Annotated in this window: 15 protein-coding genes and 1 tRNA gene; all 16 read right to left on the reverse strand. The window is 35.5% G+C overall.

The window, feature by feature from the left end:
- Positions 1-2 precede the first annotated feature (2 nt).
- On the reverse strand, positions 3-695 hold the full coding sequence (rplA, locus tag PFY10_10535) for a 50S ribosomal protein L1 (protein ID WBV58884.1): 693 nt from the start codon (positions 693-695) through the stop codon (positions 3-5).
- Positions 696-706: 11 nt separating this feature from the next.
- Complete coding sequence (rplK, locus tag PFY10_10540) at positions 707-1,150, reverse strand: 50S ribosomal protein L11 (protein WBV58885.1); 444 nt, start codon at positions 1,148-1,150, stop codon at positions 707-709.
- 269 nt (positions 1,151-1,419) lie between these two features.
- Positions 1,420-2,088: a hypothetical protein gene (locus tag PFY10_10545; GenBank protein ID WBV58886.1), complete on the reverse strand. Its 669-nt coding sequence runs from the start codon at positions 2,086-2,088 to the stop codon at positions 1,420-1,422.
- A gap of 7 nt (positions 2,089-2,095) precedes the next feature.
- On the reverse strand, positions 2,096-2,743 hold the full coding sequence (locus PFY10_10550) for a hypothetical protein (protein WBV58887.1): 648 nt from the start codon (positions 2,741-2,743) through the stop codon (positions 2,096-2,098).
- Positions 2,744-2,756: 13 nt separating this feature from the next.
- Positions 2,757-3,389: a hypothetical protein gene (locus tag PFY10_10555; GenBank protein WBV58888.1), complete on the reverse strand. Its 633-nt coding sequence runs from the start codon at positions 3,387-3,389 to the stop codon at positions 2,757-2,759.
- Positions 3,390-3,722: 333 nt separating this feature from the next.
- Positions 3,723-4,265, reverse strand: coding sequence for a transcription termination/antitermination protein NusG (nusG, locus tag PFY10_10560; GenBank protein WBV58889.1), 543 nt, complete (start codon positions 4,263-4,265; stop codon positions 3,723-3,725).
- Between the two features lie 17 nt (positions 4,266-4,282).
- On the reverse strand, positions 4,283-4,489 hold the full coding sequence (gene secE, locus PFY10_10565) for a preprotein translocase subunit SecE (protein WBV58890.1): 207 nt from the start codon (positions 4,487-4,489) through the stop codon (positions 4,283-4,285).
- Between the two features lie 12 nt (positions 4,490-4,501).
- Positions 4,502-4,572: transfer RNA gene (locus PFY10_10570), tRNA-Trp, on the reverse strand.
- A gap of 53 nt (positions 4,573-4,625) precedes the next feature.
- Complete coding sequence (tuf, locus tag PFY10_10575; protein ID WBV58891.1) at positions 4,626-5,837, reverse strand: elongation factor Tu; 1,212 nt, start codon at positions 5,835-5,837, stop codon at positions 4,626-4,628.
- A 417-nt stretch (positions 5,838-6,254) separates the two neighbouring features.
- Complete coding sequence (locus PFY10_10580; protein ID WBV58892.1) at positions 6,255-7,361, reverse strand: hypothetical protein; 1,107 nt, start codon at positions 7,359-7,361, stop codon at positions 6,255-6,257.
- An 8-nt stretch (positions 7,362-7,369) separates the two neighbouring features.
- Entirely contained in the window at positions 7,370-7,930 is a 561-nt protein-coding gene (locus tag PFY10_10585) for a hypothetical protein (GenBank protein WBV58893.1), read from the reverse strand.
- A 145-nt stretch (positions 7,931-8,075) separates the two neighbouring features.
- Positions 8,076-11,174 (reverse strand): CusA/CzcA family heavy metal efflux RND transporter, encoded by a 3,099-nt coding sequence (locus PFY10_10590; protein WBV58894.1) that lies wholly within the window; start codon positions 11,172-11,174, stop codon positions 8,076-8,078.
- Between the two features lie 50 nt (positions 11,175-11,224).
- Positions 11,225-12,307: an efflux RND transporter periplasmic adaptor subunit gene (locus tag PFY10_10595; GenBank protein ID WBV58895.1), complete on the reverse strand. Its 1,083-nt coding sequence runs from the start codon at positions 12,305-12,307 to the stop codon at positions 11,225-11,227.
- 4 nt (positions 12,308-12,311) lie between these two features.
- Positions 12,312-13,553 carry a TolC family protein gene (locus tag PFY10_10600; protein WBV58896.1) on the reverse strand — a complete coding sequence of 414 codons (1,242 nt, stop codon included), beginning with the start codon at positions 13,551-13,553 and terminating at the stop codon, positions 12,312-12,314.
- Between the two features lie 71 nt (positions 13,554-13,624).
- The gene (locus PFY10_10605; GenBank protein WBV58897.1) at positions 13,625-14,992 is read right to left on the reverse strand and encodes an ATP-binding protein; all 1,368 of its coding nucleotides are present in this window, start codon (positions 14,990-14,992) and stop codon (positions 13,625-13,627) included.
- A complete protein-coding gene (locus tag PFY10_10610; protein ID WBV58898.1) occupies positions 14,993-15,673 on the reverse strand; it encodes a response regulator transcription factor in 681 nt (226 codons plus the stop codon).
- Positions 15,674-15,815: the final 142 nt, after the last annotated feature.

The following is a 15,815-nucleotide window of genomic DNA, read 5'->3' on the forward strand; positions in this document are numbered from 1 at the left end:
TATTAGTTTACAGATTTTGTATCAATTGCAATACCCGGGCTCATTGTAGAAGACAAATAAATGCTTTTTACATATGTACCTTTAGCAGCAGTTGGCTTCATTTTGATCAATGTCTGGATTAATTCCTGAGCATTTTCTTTGATCTTAGCAGCATCGAAAGATACTTTACCAATACCTGCATGGATAATACCATATTTATCTACTTTGAAATCAATCTTACCTGATTTTACTTCAGTTACTGCTTTTCCAATTTCCATTGTTACAGTTCCTGACTTAGGGTTTGGCATAAGACCTCTTGGTCCTAATACTCTACCTAAAGGTCCTAATTTACCCATAACAGCTGGCATAGTAACGATCACGTCAACATCTGTCCAACCATCTTTGATTTTTTGTAAATATTCATCAAGACCTACATAATCAGCTCCAGCTTCTTTAGCTTCAGCTTCTTTATCTGGTGTTACAAGAGCTAATACTTTAACATCTTTACCAGTTCCGTGAGGAAGAGATACTACACCTCTAACCATTTGGTTTGCTTTTCTTGGATCTACACCCAATCTTACAGCGATATCTACAGAAGCATCAAACTTTGCAGTGTTTACTTCTTTCACAAGAGCAGAACCTTCTTCAAGATTGTAAGCTCTTCCTTTTTCTACTTTGCTTAAAGCTTCCTTTTGCTTTTTTGTTAATTTTGCCATTTCTCTAAGTTTTAAGCGTTAGTTGGTTTAGCTCCTGTTACTCTCAATCCCATAGATCTAGCAGTACCTGCAACCATAGAAAGAGCAGAGTCCAATGTAAAACAGTTAAGGTCTACCATTTTGTCTTCTGCGATTTTCTTTACCTGATCCCAAGATACAGAACCTACTTTGTTTCTGTTTGGTTCTCCGGAACCTCCTTTAATTTTTGCAGCATCCATTAACTGAATTGCAGCTGGAGGAGTTTTAATTACGAATTCAAAAGATTTGTCTTCGTATACAGTAATTACTACTGGCAAAACTTGCCCAGGCTTATCCTGAGTTCTTCCGTTAAATTGTTTACAAAACTCCATGATGTTTACACCGGCAGAACCTAATGCAGGACCTACTGGTGGAGACGGGTTTGCAGCCCCTCCCTTCACCTGAAGCTTTACCATTTTAAAGACTTTTTTAGCCATTTTTTGTTTTTTAAATTTGAATAATTAATGAGTTTGGAAGCATTTATTATTCAGCAGGTTACCGCACTCACATATAGTAAACCTACTTTTCGGACTGCAAAATTATAAAATATTTTTGAAATAGCAAATGGAATCGATTGATTTTTAGAAAGTTTTTACAGAACTTTCAAGAATAAAAAATTTTATTTCTGACTGTAACCCATATCAATAGAAGAAAAAAACCATATCCTTTACTAGAATATGGTTTCTTATTTTAAAATTATTTTTTTCTAAAACCCTGATGGTTTATTAATTGTTTGTGCAGATCCATTTGTTCCGCCAAGATCAGTATTAATATCGCCGATATTCTGCTTAGTGATTAATCTCTTGTAAACCATTAAATAAAACTCTACAGTAAAGTTATTATAAGTTCTGGAAGGATTAGCTGATGTAAAAGCAATTAACTTGCTGTCTGTAAATCCGGCCTTCAAATGCCAGGTACCATTGCTTTTAAATGCAACCACATTAGGAGACCCCTGTGCATTATCATTAATACCATTATCTTTATAATCCAAAGCAACACTGGTTGTTCCGTCATTAAGCTTAAATGAATAGTTGTGAGGAACCAAAAGGAAATTATCGGCATCGATCTTTGTATCATAATCCGTAATTCCTGCACCTGGTACACCTGTAAGAGTAAGTTTAATATAATTAAACAATCCGCTGCTCTCCAGATTAGGATCATATAACTGCAATGAATTTTGTGAAGTAGCCAGAAAGTGACCTCCCGTAGTGGTTGGTTCTCCCGGATTTCTCATATATAAGGAATTTGTAAAGGAATTCCCGTTTACGTCCAGTGTTTCTGTCGGAGTTGTTGTTTTGATTCCTACATTTCCGGTTTGGGCATGCATGATTATTCCCATGCAAGCCATAATGATGATATACAATTTCTTTTTCATAAGTTTTTTATTGAAGTCCTGCTGGGGTGTTAGTTGATACTCCTGAATATCCTGGTGAAGCCGAAGCTGAAACCGATCCGGTAAATGTGCCCCAGTCTTTAATCAATGATCTTTCGTATACATTCAAAGTTAGTGTCCATGTTCCATTTTTAGAAGACACAGTTCCTGCACCTTTAAAAGAAAGGTTAATGCCGTGATAAGTATTGGCTCCGCTCACAACCTTAGTTATCTCTGTAGAATAGGCTCCATATGATTTTGGAGTTGTGGAAGTATTTGCTGCTGAAACAGCGTCACTAAATACGGCACCAGTAATAGCGACTACATATTTATTAGCATCCAATCCAGTATTCAGGTTAACAACTTCATCTTGTTTCACATTTTTCAGGATAACATTGTATGTGTTTACGGGAGCTACATCTCTCAGTGAAATATCAAGCATCTTAACTTTACCAACAGGCGTGCTATCCTTTGACCTTGTAAGAAGAAAATAATTTCCTGTCGCAGGAGAATTCGTGGTATCTATAATATAAGATTCAACCAGTGTTCCTCCTACAACATCTAAAGTTCCCTGAGGATTGCTTGTATTGATTCCCACCTGGGCTTTGGTAGCCATGAAGGCATAAGCCATAAAAAATAGTATGGTGATTTTTTTCATTATGTAAATGTTTTTATTGGATTAAAGGAGATGATGCAGATCCTGTAGTGGAAGCACCCATCGCTTGTGTTTTATTGATTTCCTTAGCATAAGCTCTGTCGAATACCAGTAAGTTAAGAGTCCACTCTCCTGCCGGCAAATTGGAAGCGGGAGCAAAACCTTGGTAGTCCGCCTTTAATTTCCACGTTCCATTATTATAGTAAGCATATATCTGGGGAACCGGAGTTATCCAGTCCGGACTATTGGTTCGTACCGGTTGCGTAAAACCAAAAGAAGAGATAACCACCAGAAACTTATCTGAATTGATCTTCGTATCATACTGGTTAACCCAATCCTTATCTCTCGGATCACAGGCTATCTTATACTGGATAAGATTAATTGGTGCCGGTGAATTGGGTACAAAAGAATCATTGTATGCAGTAATCTTGTTTTCAGGAGCGGGAGACTTAATGATAAAAGTATAGTTTTCAGTGGCTCCTAATTTCTCTATCGGATCTTTAAAAAACATTCCGGATGTTTTCATTGTTCCGTTTACAGATAGTTCTTTTTCGGGCGTTTTAGTATTAATACCTACTTTTCCTGTAGCCTGTGCATTCATCAGTACAATGGTACTTGTACAAAGTACCATCGAAATAATTTTCGTCATTGAATTAGTGTTTAAATTAGTGTTAAAAAAAACAATCCAGGAATTCAGAACAATGATCCCAACCTAGTATAAGGTTAAAAATCAACGCATTAGAAAGCCATTTATGTTTTTCGGAGATATACTTCACAATAAGTATGCCACATAATTTATTTTTTAATCTAAACATTTAGTTTTAATTAAATAACTATGTGAAACATGCCTGGATAAAGCATAAAATAAACAACAAACTTATTTTAACTTAAAACAACATTATTTCTGAGAATCTATAAATACCTGAAATAAACAAAAAAAGCCACTCTAGATCTAGAGTGGCTTATATATTATAAGTATTTATTATACTTTTTCTACTTGCATGTAGCTAAGTTCCATTGGAGTTTTTCTACCAAAGATTAAAACAGAAACTTCAATTTTCTTTTTATCTTCCAGAATTTTTTCAACTGTCCCATTGAATCCGTTGAAAGGTCCGTCAATTACTTTAACGTTCTCTCCAACTACATATGGAATTTCAAGGTCGGTAGCAAATTCTGATAGCTCATCCATTCTTCCAAGCATTCTGTTAACTTCAGACTTTCTCATGGGAACAGGGTCTCCCCCTTTAGTTAAGCTTAAGAATGATATTACCCCTGGAATATTCTTAATAATGTGAGGTATTTCCCCCATTAAATCTGCTTCAACCATTAAGTAACCAGGATAGTAAGGTCTTTCTTTAGGAACCTTTTTTCCATTCCTAAGTTGAATAACCTTTTCCATAGGAATCACCACCTGAGTAACGTACTGCTCAAAGCCTAAGCGTTTGATTTCTGTCTCAATGTAGTTTTTCACTTTATTTTCCTGTCCGCTGATTGCTTTCAGCACATACCATTTCAATTCGCTCATTATGGGAAAATACTTTTTTAGTTGAACACGTTAATTAGCATTCCTATTATGTTGCTTATTGCTTTTGAAAACAATTCGTCAACTCCAAAGGTAAATAATGCCAGAATAACTGTTGCAATAGTAACTACAATTGTAGATGATTGCAGATCAGCCCATTTTGGCCATTCAACTTTATGTCTGAATTCGTTATAAGAACCTTTTAAAAAATCGATAAATGAACTCATAATTATTATTTGCACGGGCACAAGGATTCGAACCCTGATCAACGGTTTTGGAGACCGGTATCCTACCATTGGACGATGCCCGTAGATTAAAGCTCCGTAAAGAAATTCCTTACGGAAGCTTTATTTATTTAAGATATTAATCTAAGATTTCAGTAACCTGACCAGCACCAACTGTTCTACCTCCTTCTCTGATCGCAAATCTAAGACCTACGTTAAGAGCGATTGGTTGTAACAATTCTACAGTGATTGTTAAGTTATCACCAGGCATTACCATTTCTACACCTTCTGGTAAGAAGATCTCACCTGTAACGTCAGTAGTTCTTACGTAGAACTGAGGACGGTATTTGTTGTGGAATGGAGTGTGACGTCCACCTTCTTCTTTAGAAAGGATATAAACCTCAGCTTTGAATTTTTTGTGTGGCTTAACAGAGTCTTTCTTAGCGATAACCATACCTCTCTTGATGTCAGTTTTTTCAATACCTCTCAACAATAGACCTACGTTATCACCAGCTTCACCTCTATCTAGGATTTTTCTGAACATCTCAACCCCTGTAATTGTAGAAGTTAATTTTTCATCACCCATACCAACGATATCTACAGGATCACCTGTGTTGATAACACCAGCCTCGATTCTACCAGTTGCTACAGTACCTCTACCTGTAATAGAGAATACATCTTCAATTGGCATCAAGAATGGCTTATCCTGATCTCTTACAGGAAGCTCGATCCAAGTATCAACAGCATCCATTAATTCTTCTACAGTTTTGAACCACTGATCATCAGTTTGAGGAGTAGCAGCTGTAGCAGCAGTAAGAGCACCAAGAGCAGAACCTTGGATTACTGGAGAGTTATCTCCGTCATATTCGTAAGTAGATAATAGATCTCTAAGTTCAAGCTCAACAAGCTCTAACAACTCAGCATCATCCACCATATCAACTTTGTTCATGAACACAACAATTCTAGGTACGTTTACCTGACGGCAAAGTAGGATGTGTTCTCTTGTTTGAGGCATTGGTCCATCAGTTGCAGCACATACTAAGATAGCTCCATCCATCTGAGCAGCACCAGTTACCATGTTCTTTACGTAATCCGCGTGACCTGGACAGTCAACGTGAGCATAGTGTCTGTTTGCAGTTTCGTATTCGATGTGAGCAGTATTAATAGTGATACCTCTTTCTTTTTCTTCTGGAGCAGAGTCAATTGCAGAGAAGTCTTTTTTCTCAGCAAGACCTTTACTAGCCAATACAGCACTGATCGCTGCAGTAAGAGTAGTTTTACCATGGTCAACGTGACCAATAGTACCAATGTTCAAGTGTGGTTTGTTACGATTAAACGTTTCCTTTGCCATGATTTAAATTATTTATTTATTGTTTATTCAAATTTTCGGTGTGCAAATATAATGAATTTTTAAATACTAAAATCTTTTTTCTCAAAAATTTTAATATTCAAATCCAAAGAATTACAAACCTAACTATACTTCGATGTATTGAAGTGCAAATTTACACAAATTTCTCGATTGAAAAAATCCTCACAACCGTTTTCTTTAAAATCTCAACTATCTGATTAATTCTGAATATTATAGCAGATTAAAAATAATGAATAGGCGAGTAAATAAGAAAAAGATTTCATATAATTTTAGATTCTGGTTGGTGAAAAAATCACTCAAGAATATCGTAAAAAAGATTCTTATCAATTTATTGACAATAAGAAATCCCGGAAGGTTCATTCCGGGACTTTTTAAATTTTATGTAAAACCTGAAAAATATTATCCTTTGTAACCTTTTTTATCAGACATAATTCTCAACGACCGGATAAAAAGATATCCCCCAAAAAGGAAAGATCCTCCCAAAATAATTAAAGATGAAGCATAAGCAGACCCAAACAGGCTAAAGAATTGATTAAAAATGTAATTGATCGCATTACAATCAAAAAAGATAATAAGTAAAAAGTATAGAATCACAAATGCAATTCCCAACAACTTATAGTTAGGCCGGAATACAGCCTGCAAAAAGTTTTTGATTTTCATTTTAAATGTTGAAGGTAATACCCTTGTGGGAATAAACAACGCATAGAATCCTACAGCATAGGTAAATGCTATATTAAACATCAAAAGAACATTTAAATGAAAAAACAAAGTTATTAATATCATCAATCTGAAAAACTTCGGCTTTAAAAAAGCAATAATAAAAACTGATTCAAAAATTACAGTACTATAGTCCAGAAATTCCCAGAAAAACCGGGAGTTGATCTTATCAAACGTATCAGACATCAAATCATGCCACCCTACTCCATATCGGTATTGATAGAAAAATATCTGTGTGCTCTGTATATCCGTATTAAGCCAGCCTCCTAAAATTTTAGCAAGGCCAGCCGTAAAAATTCCAAATCCTAAAAACATGCTAAGCAGAAACATTGGCCAGGATCTCGAAAGTATATCGGTTTCTTTTTCAGGCTCCGGAAAAAAACTATAAGTAGTATTCCATGGTGAAAAAGCCATCACAACAATAGGTAGGGCATAAACAAAAGTATGGTCAATTTTACCAAAAGAAAAAGCGTAATTACTGGTTATAAGGTAAATGACCATATAAGTTATGGCAAATCCCCTTGGCTTAAAGCCTATTAAAATAAGTAACAGGCACAGATACATGCCGTAATAACAAACCGTAAAAAACCATGACGCGGGAACAGTATCCGTAAAAGATAAAATGCTTATTGGTGGCTGCATCGCACTAGCAGGAATATAAGATACCCAATCTGCATTGGAAATCCCCATCCATAATAAGTACAAAGAGAAAAAAATTCTGTAAAAAGCTAAAAATTCGTAACTAGGCTTATAGCTTGTAAAGACCAGTTTTTTAATTTTTTCAATCATTATGTTTGTTAGAACTTGAAGTTGATCAATGTGTCTTTTGTTATCCGGTTAGTAAGCTGTTTCGTCGCAATGTCAAAATCCTTATTTTCATTGGTAACGAGGATCTCCGTGACCTCTTTATCCGGAAAATTTTCTTTCAATTTTTTGATAACAAAAGCCTTACTTTCTTCCAAATTAACTTTTTTAATATTTCTGTTAAGAATAGATTTTTTGAGTAAATACAATTCCTTTTTATAAGTTGGTAAAGAATTGATTCGTGCATCAAGTATCGGATATTCTTTGGGAAAAAGCAGATTTTTAATCAATGTAACCTGAATGGTTCTTGGAATTTTCTCTCCCAGATAACTATTTTTCACTAAAACAGTATTCGTTCCGTCTTTAAAAAAAACCTGAGCAGTGGTTTTTGTAAATGTAATATATCTTTCTTCTTTAACCGGAAGAGAAGCAAACCCAGGAAAGTTAAATGACGGATAGGGTTCTTCCAGACTTATTTTAAAAAATAATTGAAGAGGTAGAAGTATACCAAAGAATCCAAACAACAGGAGTATATTATTCTGATAACGTTTCATCAAGGGGATTATCGTGTTTTAATGAGGGAATGTGTTTATTATGTTTGCAAATATAATTTTTTTTTCAATTCGTCGAAGTAAATTGAAGCCTGTAAAACATATGTTTTACAGGCTTCAAATATTTTACATCATATTCAGCAGTCAATTAAATTGACGTTGATTTTTTAGTTCTGTTGAAAATCCAGAAAATAATTGGAAAAATAAGTAAAGTAAGTACCGTAGCTGTAATTAATCCTCCAATAATAACAATCGCCAGTGGTTTCTGAGATTCAGAACCAATACCTGTAGATAAAGCTGCAGGTAAAAGACCTATAGAAGCCATCAAAGCGGTCATGATGACTGGTCTTGTCCTGGATTTCACTCCGGTCATTATTGCTTCATCCAATGCCAGACCATTTTTAATATTTTGGTGGAATTCACTAATAAGGATTACTCCATTCTGTATACAAATTCCCAAAAGTGCAATCATACCCACACCTGCAGAGATCCCAAAGTTCATTCTCGTTACATGAAGTGCTATGATTCCACCGATTAATGCAAACGGTACATTAGCAAGTACCAAAAGAGAATCTTTTATGTTTCCGAAGAGTATAAACAACAGGAAGAAAATCATGAGGATACTCACAGGAACTACCTGTGCCAGGCGATGAGAGGCTCTTTGCTGATTTTCAAACTGCCCGGTCCATCCTATAGAATATCCTTCTGGAAGCTCTATTTTAGCTACCTTTTTCTGAGCATCGGCAATTGTACTTCCCAGGTCACGGTCGCGGATAGAAAATTTTACACCAATGTATCGTTTGATATCATCCCTGTAAATGAATGCTGCCCCATTATTCTTAACAATATTACTTATTTCCTTTAGCGGTATTTTTGCCCCATCTTGTGTAGGAACCATCAATGAAGCAATATCATTTTCATCTTTTCTATACTCCTGGGAATATCTCAATCTTATTGGAAATTTACGCTCTCCATCAAACATTTCGGAAGCTGTTTTACCTCCAAAAGCCATCTCAAGAACAGCCTGTGCGTCAGCAGGCATTACACCGTAGGCTGCCATTTTATCTCTATCCAACACCACACTTACCTCCGGCTGGCCTATATTCTTTATGATTCCCGGATCTTTTACTCCATCTACATTTTTTATTTCTTTCAGAACCTCTTCAGCCAATCGATCCAAAGTCTGAAGATTATCCCCATAAATCTTGATCCCGTTTTCGGCTTTGAAGCCGGCTACCGCCTCTGCAACATTATCAGAAATAGGCTGTGAATAATTAAATGTGATTCCCTGATAATTTCTTAGTTTATTATCAATCTCTTTGATCAGTTCATCGTATGAAATTTTCCGCTTCCATTCTTCCCGGGGTTTCAGATTTACAGCGAATTGAACAAAACCAAATCCATTAGGATCTGTTCCGTCATTACTTCTCCCAGTTTGTGCAAGAACATCCGTAACTTCCGAAAAGCTCATAATATCTTTCTTCAAAAGATCTGCGGTCTTTAAGGATTCTTTCAGAGAAGAGCTCATTGGCATTTCGGCGGTGATCCATAAAGATCCTTCATTAAGCTGTGGCAAAAATTCAGTTCCCAGAAATTTCCCCGAAAACAAAGTAACGACCAAAAATGAAATGGCAACGATTAAACTCATCTTCTTATGTTTAAAAGTATAGCGAAATCCTTTTAAAACAATCCGGTCCCAGAAGTTTACAAAAGGATTATTTTTTTCTTTTACATTCTTATTTAAAAGGATATGGGTAAGAACGGGTACTAATGTTAAAGTAAATATTAATGCTCCTGTCAAAGCAAATCCCAATGTAAATGCGAGAGGTGAAAACATCTTACCTTCCACTTTCTGGAATGAGAAAATAGGGATCAGAGAGGTAATGATAATAAGTTTGGAAAAGAATATCGCTTTACCCAAACCTGTTCCTGTTTGTTTTATCCATCCTCCTTTAGCGAGTTTATTGAACTTCTCCATTCCATATTTATGGGCTTTATGATCAAGCATTACAAAAATACCTTCTACCATGACGACGGCTCCATCAATAATAATCCCAAAATCCACAGCACCTAATGAAAGAAGGTTCGCACTCATTCCCGCAAGCTTCAGACATAAAAACGCAAATAATAATGACAATGGAATAATAATAGAAACGATCAACGTAGTTCTCCAATCTGCCATAAAGATCAGAACCATTACAGTAACAAGCACAATTCCTTCGATAAGGTTATGCATTACGGTACGGGTTGTGAAATCCATCAGGTTATCCCTGTCATAGAATGTAACCATCTTCACATCTTTCGGAAGAATTTTCTCATTAAGCTCTTTGATCTTGGCTTTTACACCTACCAAAACTTCACGCGGATTTTCACCTTTTCTCATTACGACAATACCTTCCACTGTGTCTTCGTGGTTATTCAGTCCTGCCTGTCCTACTCTTGGCATTGAGCTTTCATGAACATCAGCGACATTTTTTACCAAAACAGGGTTACCGCTATCATTTTCAATCGTAATATTTCCAATATCAGCTACCGATTTAACCAAACCGATTCCCCGTACTACATAAGCCTGTCCGTTCTTTTCAATAACATCTCCTCCCACATTCAAATTGCTCTTTGTAACAGCATCGTAGACCTGAAGCGGGGTCAGGTTGTATTTATCCAATGCCCTCGGATCAATACTTAATTCAAAAACTTTATCCTGTCCACCAAAAACATTAATATCAGCCACACCTGGTACTCCTCTTAAAGCACGATCCACTACCCAGTTTTGCAGGGTTAATAGTTCCCGGGAATCTTTATTTTTACTCTCCAGTGTGTACCTGAAAATCTCACCGGTTGGTCCGTAGGGTGGTTGTACTTCGGGATCTACCGCATCAGGAAGGCTTATAGTTCGTAGTTGGTTATTAACCTGATTTCTGGCAAAAGTATCGTCCACCCCATCATCGAACAGAATTTTTACAATCGAAAGACCAAACATGGTGGTACTTCGTACACTTGTCTTTTTCTGAACCGGACTCATTGCCAATTCTATGGGTGTCGTTACAAAACGTTCTACTTCTTCTGCGCTTCGTCCGTTCCATTGGGTGATAATCACAATCTGGGTATTGGTTACGTCCGGAAATGCTTCAATCGGCATATTTTTGAAACTGATAAAACCCGAAATGGCCAAAATTGCGACCCATATGAAGGTGAACGCTTTATTTTTAAGCGAAAAAGCAATTATATTTTTAATGAATTTATTCATAATAGTTTAAATTGATGACTCGAAAAGCCGTTTAAAAAAATGACTTTGATTTAGTTATTAAGAGAACGATAAATCAGCAATTGATTCTCGGTAATTACCTGTTCCCCCTCAACTAATCCATCAGATATATATGTTGTATCGCCTACTTGCTTCAAAACCTTAACTTCTTTAACCTTAAGATTAGTTCTGGATTTAAAAACCACCACAAAACTTCTGTTATCATCAAAAATAACCGCCTTGGAAGGAACCGTTAAAGCCATATCATTTTCGGAAGTTGAAACTTTGATTGTGGCTTTACTATCAGGAATCAGCAGCCCGCTTGCATTGTCCAAAACAACTCTCGCCTGCATGGCGTTGGTCTGAGGATCGATAATTTTAAATATTTTATCAATTTTCCCATAAAACACCTTGTCAGGATATGACAATGTAGAAACTTCAGCCTTCATTCCAAGACTTATTTTATCAATATCCGATTCATTAACGTTCATAATTGCCCATACATTGGTTGTATTGGCTACGTCAAAAATATTATCACTCCTATCTGTTCTAAGCTGCATATCCTTATTGATATTTTTTTGAACAATGTATCCACTGATAGGAGCTAAAACATTATAGATATTTCCTTTTTTCACATTATAAACCGTACTTATCGCACTCGCTCTCTGCAGTTGGTCCTGTGCCTTTTGCAGCTGGCTCTTGGCTTCCAGAACATCTCTTTCAGTATTAAGCTTACCTTCGTACATTTCCTTGGCAACACGAAGATTGTTCTGAGCAACGACCAGATCCGTTTTTGCATCACTTACATCTTTCTGTACCTCAGCAAGCTCAGTACTCCTGATTGTCGCCAAAACCTGCCCCTTCGTTACATGATCACCCAATTCCACATTGACACTTAAAACATTTCCTCCTACCAAAGGATATACATCGATGTAACTGTTTTGATCTGCGGATATTTTACCGTAAAAATTATAATTATCTTCAATATACTTCTTCTCAACTTTTGCAAGGACGATAGATTTAAGCATGGTATTGCTTAGTTCAAAACCTTTCGGCATTGTCACTTTCTGTTCTTCTTTTTTTGAGCAGGACAATAATGCAATGGCTACCAATAATACAATTATATATTTTTTCATTTTTTTAATAGAATATTTTAGTTTGTACTAGCTGATTAAGTTGTTCAGCCGATTGGATAATATCGTTTTTCATATCATAGATCTGAAGGGCTGTTTGTCTGTAACTTTCCATAAAGTCAGTAAACTCAATAAGGCTTACATTTCCCTTTCTGAAATTGTTTAACATCCCATTATAAACAAGATCCAGATTATTGAGATCTGTTGCTTTAATTTCTGCTAATTGATCATATTGATTTTTCCATGTCCTGTACAAGGATTGTACTTTTGTTTCCAAATTGAGTTTTTGATACTCTGCATTTTTTTGGTTCTGTTGGATAGCGTAATTTGCTTTTTCAACATTTCCCTGATTGCTTTTCCATAAGGGTAATGGAATTCCTACCATTAAATTGATCTCATTTCTGAATGTTCCTCCATTCTGATCCCATCCGGCTCCCACATTAATATCCGGAACATTTAAAGATTTCTGCCATTGAGCATAGAGTTTGCTATTATCAATTAACTTCAAGTTATATTGATAATCTGCATTATTCTCCAATGCTTTTCGCTTCAGATCTTCTTCATCTCCGATGGGTTGGGTAGCCAAAATTTCCCGTGCCTCAGCCTCAGAAAGTTCAGGTTCTATATCTTCCGTAATTCCGGTTAAAACTTTTAAATTTTGTTCAACATCCAGAATATTTTTATTGATTTCTACTTTGTCGTTATTTAGCTGAATTACAATACTCTGCAGCCTCACCTCATCTTTAAGCGATACATTTCCCTTTGCAGACTGGACCTTATAAGCGCTTAAAAGCTCTTTCATATAACCCAATTGCTTGTTGATATTTTCCAGCTTTAATTTTTGGAAGTAGAGATTGTAATAAGTAGTATGCAATTGTGTTTTGAGGTCAACGAGAAGTTGGGAAAATTGAAGTTGAGCCAGTTCTTTATTAGATTTTGCAAATGCAATCTCATTTTTCTTTTTTCCACCCATATGAATGAGCTGTGTAACCTGTGCTCCCTTTGCGTGTCCAACATCAAACACTTTCTTACCTTCAGGATTATAAGCATTGATCTGCCCGCTCAATTGTGGAAGATCCCAGATCTTAGCCTGTAAAATATCAGCATCGGCCATGTTGATATTATACTGCTGGGCGAGCAGCTGAAGGTTGTTCGTCTGGAAAGCTTTTTCACAATCCAGAAGAGACATTTGCTGTTGTGCTGTCATGAATGAGGAAATGACAACAAACAGTCCTGCAATTTTGTTCATTCTTTCAATTTTATGAAAACAAAAGTGCTAAGACATGATTAAAACGAACTTAAATGAGCCTTAAAAAAAAATTAAATTTTAGAAAATACCACACTAAACTTGTTAATATTTTCCGATGGCGAAGAGTAAATAATATCTGCACCATGGTATTCTAAAATTCTTTTTACAATCCGAAGTCCCAATCCGGAACCCGAAATATTCTGTGCATTATTCCCCCTCATAAAAGCCTCAAATAATTTCGACTGTTCATTCTCAGAAATTGTACTTCCCTGAGAAATAACATCCACAATCAGTTTTGAAGCAGTTTCAGTAATGAGAACATCTACTTCAATATTATCCGAATAAACCGCCGCATTTTTGAACAGGTTAATAAATACGATGTCCAGCAATGATTGTATTCCTTTTATAGTTAATAATGCTTGTTCTGAAGTTTCTTCAGAAATTAAAAAATCCATTTTCAGATCCGGATAACTTTTTTCTACTGTTTCGAAGGAACTGAATATAACTTCATCAATCCTTACTTCTTCATATAAACTTTGAATGTTCTCTTTGTCAAATTTAGTCAGAAGCAGCAGGGAATTAGTCAGGTCAGATAATTGATAAACATCTTTCTGAATCTGCTTTAATGAAGATAAGGTCTCCGGAGAATGCTGTTCGAACTTGATCAGATTCTCCAACTGGAATGCCATTCTTGTAATAGGCGTTCGGATCTCATGCGAGGCACTCGCCGTGAAATCTTTTTGCGATTGAAAAACATCGTTCAACCGTACAATCATGGTGTTAAATGATTGTGCTAATATACTAATTTCATCTTGTGATTGTTGTACGGGCACTTGTGTAGTTAACTTATGTGCGGTAACCTCTGAAATCTCTTTATTAAGATCTTCCAGGGGACGTAGAAACTGCCCCATAAAATAATAACTGAAAAGCCCAATGAGAAGCGTACTCATTACATAAGCCGTAACAAGCAAATATTTTAAATAAGATAATTTGGATTTTCCATTGCTGTCGTAGGCACTGGTTAGAATATAGTAGTTTTCTCCTTTTATATTTTTAAGTGCAGCATATATTTCGGGAATGGTTTTCTCGGTGTATATCGTTTTTCTTTGATCCAGCTCTTTTAATAAGGCAGCATCCCAGGTAACATTCCGGTCTTTTATTGTACTATAGATTAATTCTTTGTCTGCATTAAATATCAAGATTTTCTCATTGAGAAGGATATTATCTGCATTTTCATTGAAAAAAAGAGGAGCTTCAGCTTCGAAGTTTTTAGATTCGGAGATAAAATGAGAGGTAAACTCGAGTCTTTGGCGAAACCTTTCTTTAAATTCATCTCTTCTAAAATCATTAAAAGACATATATATAATCATCATCACTATACCAAAAAGTAGTGAGAAGGCAATACTTAAATTTAAAGCAATCTTCCTTTTTAATGACATTTATAGTGGACTTAAATAATATCCAAAGCCTGATCGGGTATGAATAAGTTTAACTTTAAAATCTTTATCGATTTTCTTTCTTAGAAAATTAATATATACCTCAACAGTATTTGTATTTGTATTAAAATTGTGTTCCCATACATTCTCCGTAATCTGTTGTTTGGATACCGTTCTTCCCTGGGCTTCTGCCAGGTAAGCTAACAATTGAAATTCTTTCAGAGTTAGGGTAATTTCGTTTCCTCCTCTATAGACTTTTTGTTCAGTCTTATTGATGATGAGATCATCAATTCTTATGATTTCCTGATCTGAAGTATCTACCGGCATTTTTCTCCTCAAAAGAGAATTTACCCTTAAAAGCAGTTCTTCAAACTGAAAAGGCTTGACAAGATAATCATCAGCAAGTCTTGTAAAGGCATCTTTCTTATCAGAAAGATCTCCATATGCCGAAATAATGATGATAGGTGTATTTTTATCGAATGAACGAATGGTTTGGCAAACATCCAATCCGTTTATTTTGGGAACATTAATATCCAGTAAATAGAGATCGTACGAATTATTTTTTATCTGACGAAGAAAAGTCTCCCCATCATAAATCTTATCACATGAAAAATTGTTTGATTCCAAAAACTTACAAAGTTCCGCGGAAAGAATGAGGTCGTCTTCTAATAAAAGTATATTCATCAAAAAATATTTATACGAATTTAACGAAAATTTTTATGATTTTTAAGGAAAATCATCTGCAGATGATTGAAATGAAAAGCATCAGAAAAAAGAATATATTTTATTAACAGAAAATACATTAAACAAAAAAATCCCGAAACAA

It is taken from the genome of Chryseobacterium daecheongense (assembly GCA_027920525.1).
In the GTDB taxonomy this organism is placed as follows: Bacteria; Bacteroidota; Bacteroidia; order Flavobacteriales; family Weeksellaceae; genus Chryseobacterium; species Chryseobacterium proteolyticum.

Excerpts from the sequence above, each read along its gene's own strand:
- rplA (WBV58884.1), bottom strand. The coding sequence starts at position 695 with ATGGCAAAATTAACAAAAAAGCAAAAGGAAGCTTTAAGCAAAGTAGAA.
- rplK (WBV58885.1), bottom strand. The coding sequence starts at position 1,150 with ATGGCTAAAAAAGTCTTTAAAATGGTAAAGCTTCAGGTGAAGGGAGGG.
- PFY10_10545 (WBV58886.1), bottom strand. The coding sequence starts at position 2,088 with ATGAAAAAGAAATTGTATATCATCATTATGGCTTGCATGGGAATAATC.
- PFY10_10550 (WBV58887.1), bottom strand. The coding sequence starts at position 2,743 with ATGAAAAAAATCACCATACTATTTTTTATGGCTTATGCCTTCATGGCT.
- PFY10_10555 (WBV58888.1), bottom strand. The coding sequence starts at position 3,389 with ATGACGAAAATTATTTCGATGGTACTTTGTACAAGTACCATTGTACTG.
- nusG (WBV58889.1), bottom strand. The coding sequence starts at position 4,265 with ATGAGCGAATTGAAATGGTATGTGCTGAAAGCAATCAGCGGACAGGAA.
- secE (WBV58890.1), bottom strand. The coding sequence starts at position 4,489 with ATGAGTTCATTTATCGATTTTTTAAAAGGTTCTTATAACGAATTCAGA.
- tuf (WBV58891.1), bottom strand. The coding sequence starts at position 5,837 with ATGGCAAAGGAAACGTTTAATCGTAACAAACCACACTTGAACATTGGT.
- PFY10_10580 (WBV58892.1), bottom strand. The coding sequence starts at position 7,361 with ATGATTGAAAAAATTAAAAAACTGGTCTTTACAAGCTATAAGCCTAGT.
- PFY10_10585 (WBV58893.1), bottom strand. The coding sequence starts at position 7,930 with ATGAAACGTTATCAGAATAATATACTCCTGTTGTTTGGATTCTTTGGT.
- PFY10_10590 (WBV58894.1), bottom strand. The coding sequence starts at position 11,174 with ATGAATAAATTCATTAAAAATATAATTGCTTTTTCGCTTAAAAATAAA.
- PFY10_10595 (WBV58895.1), bottom strand. The coding sequence starts at position 12,307 with ATGAAAAAATATATAATTGTATTATTGGTAGCCATTGCATTATTGTCC.
- PFY10_10600 (WBV58896.1), bottom strand. The coding sequence starts at position 13,553 with ATGAACAAAATTGCAGGACTGTTTGTTGTCATTTCCTCATTCATGACA.
- PFY10_10605 (WBV58897.1), bottom strand. The coding sequence starts at position 14,992 with ATGTCATTAAAAAGGAAGATTGCTTTAAATTTAAGTATTGCCTTCTCA.
- PFY10_10610 (WBV58898.1), bottom strand. The coding sequence starts at position 15,673 with ATGAATATACTTTTATTAGAAGACGACCTCATTCTTTCCGCGGAACTT.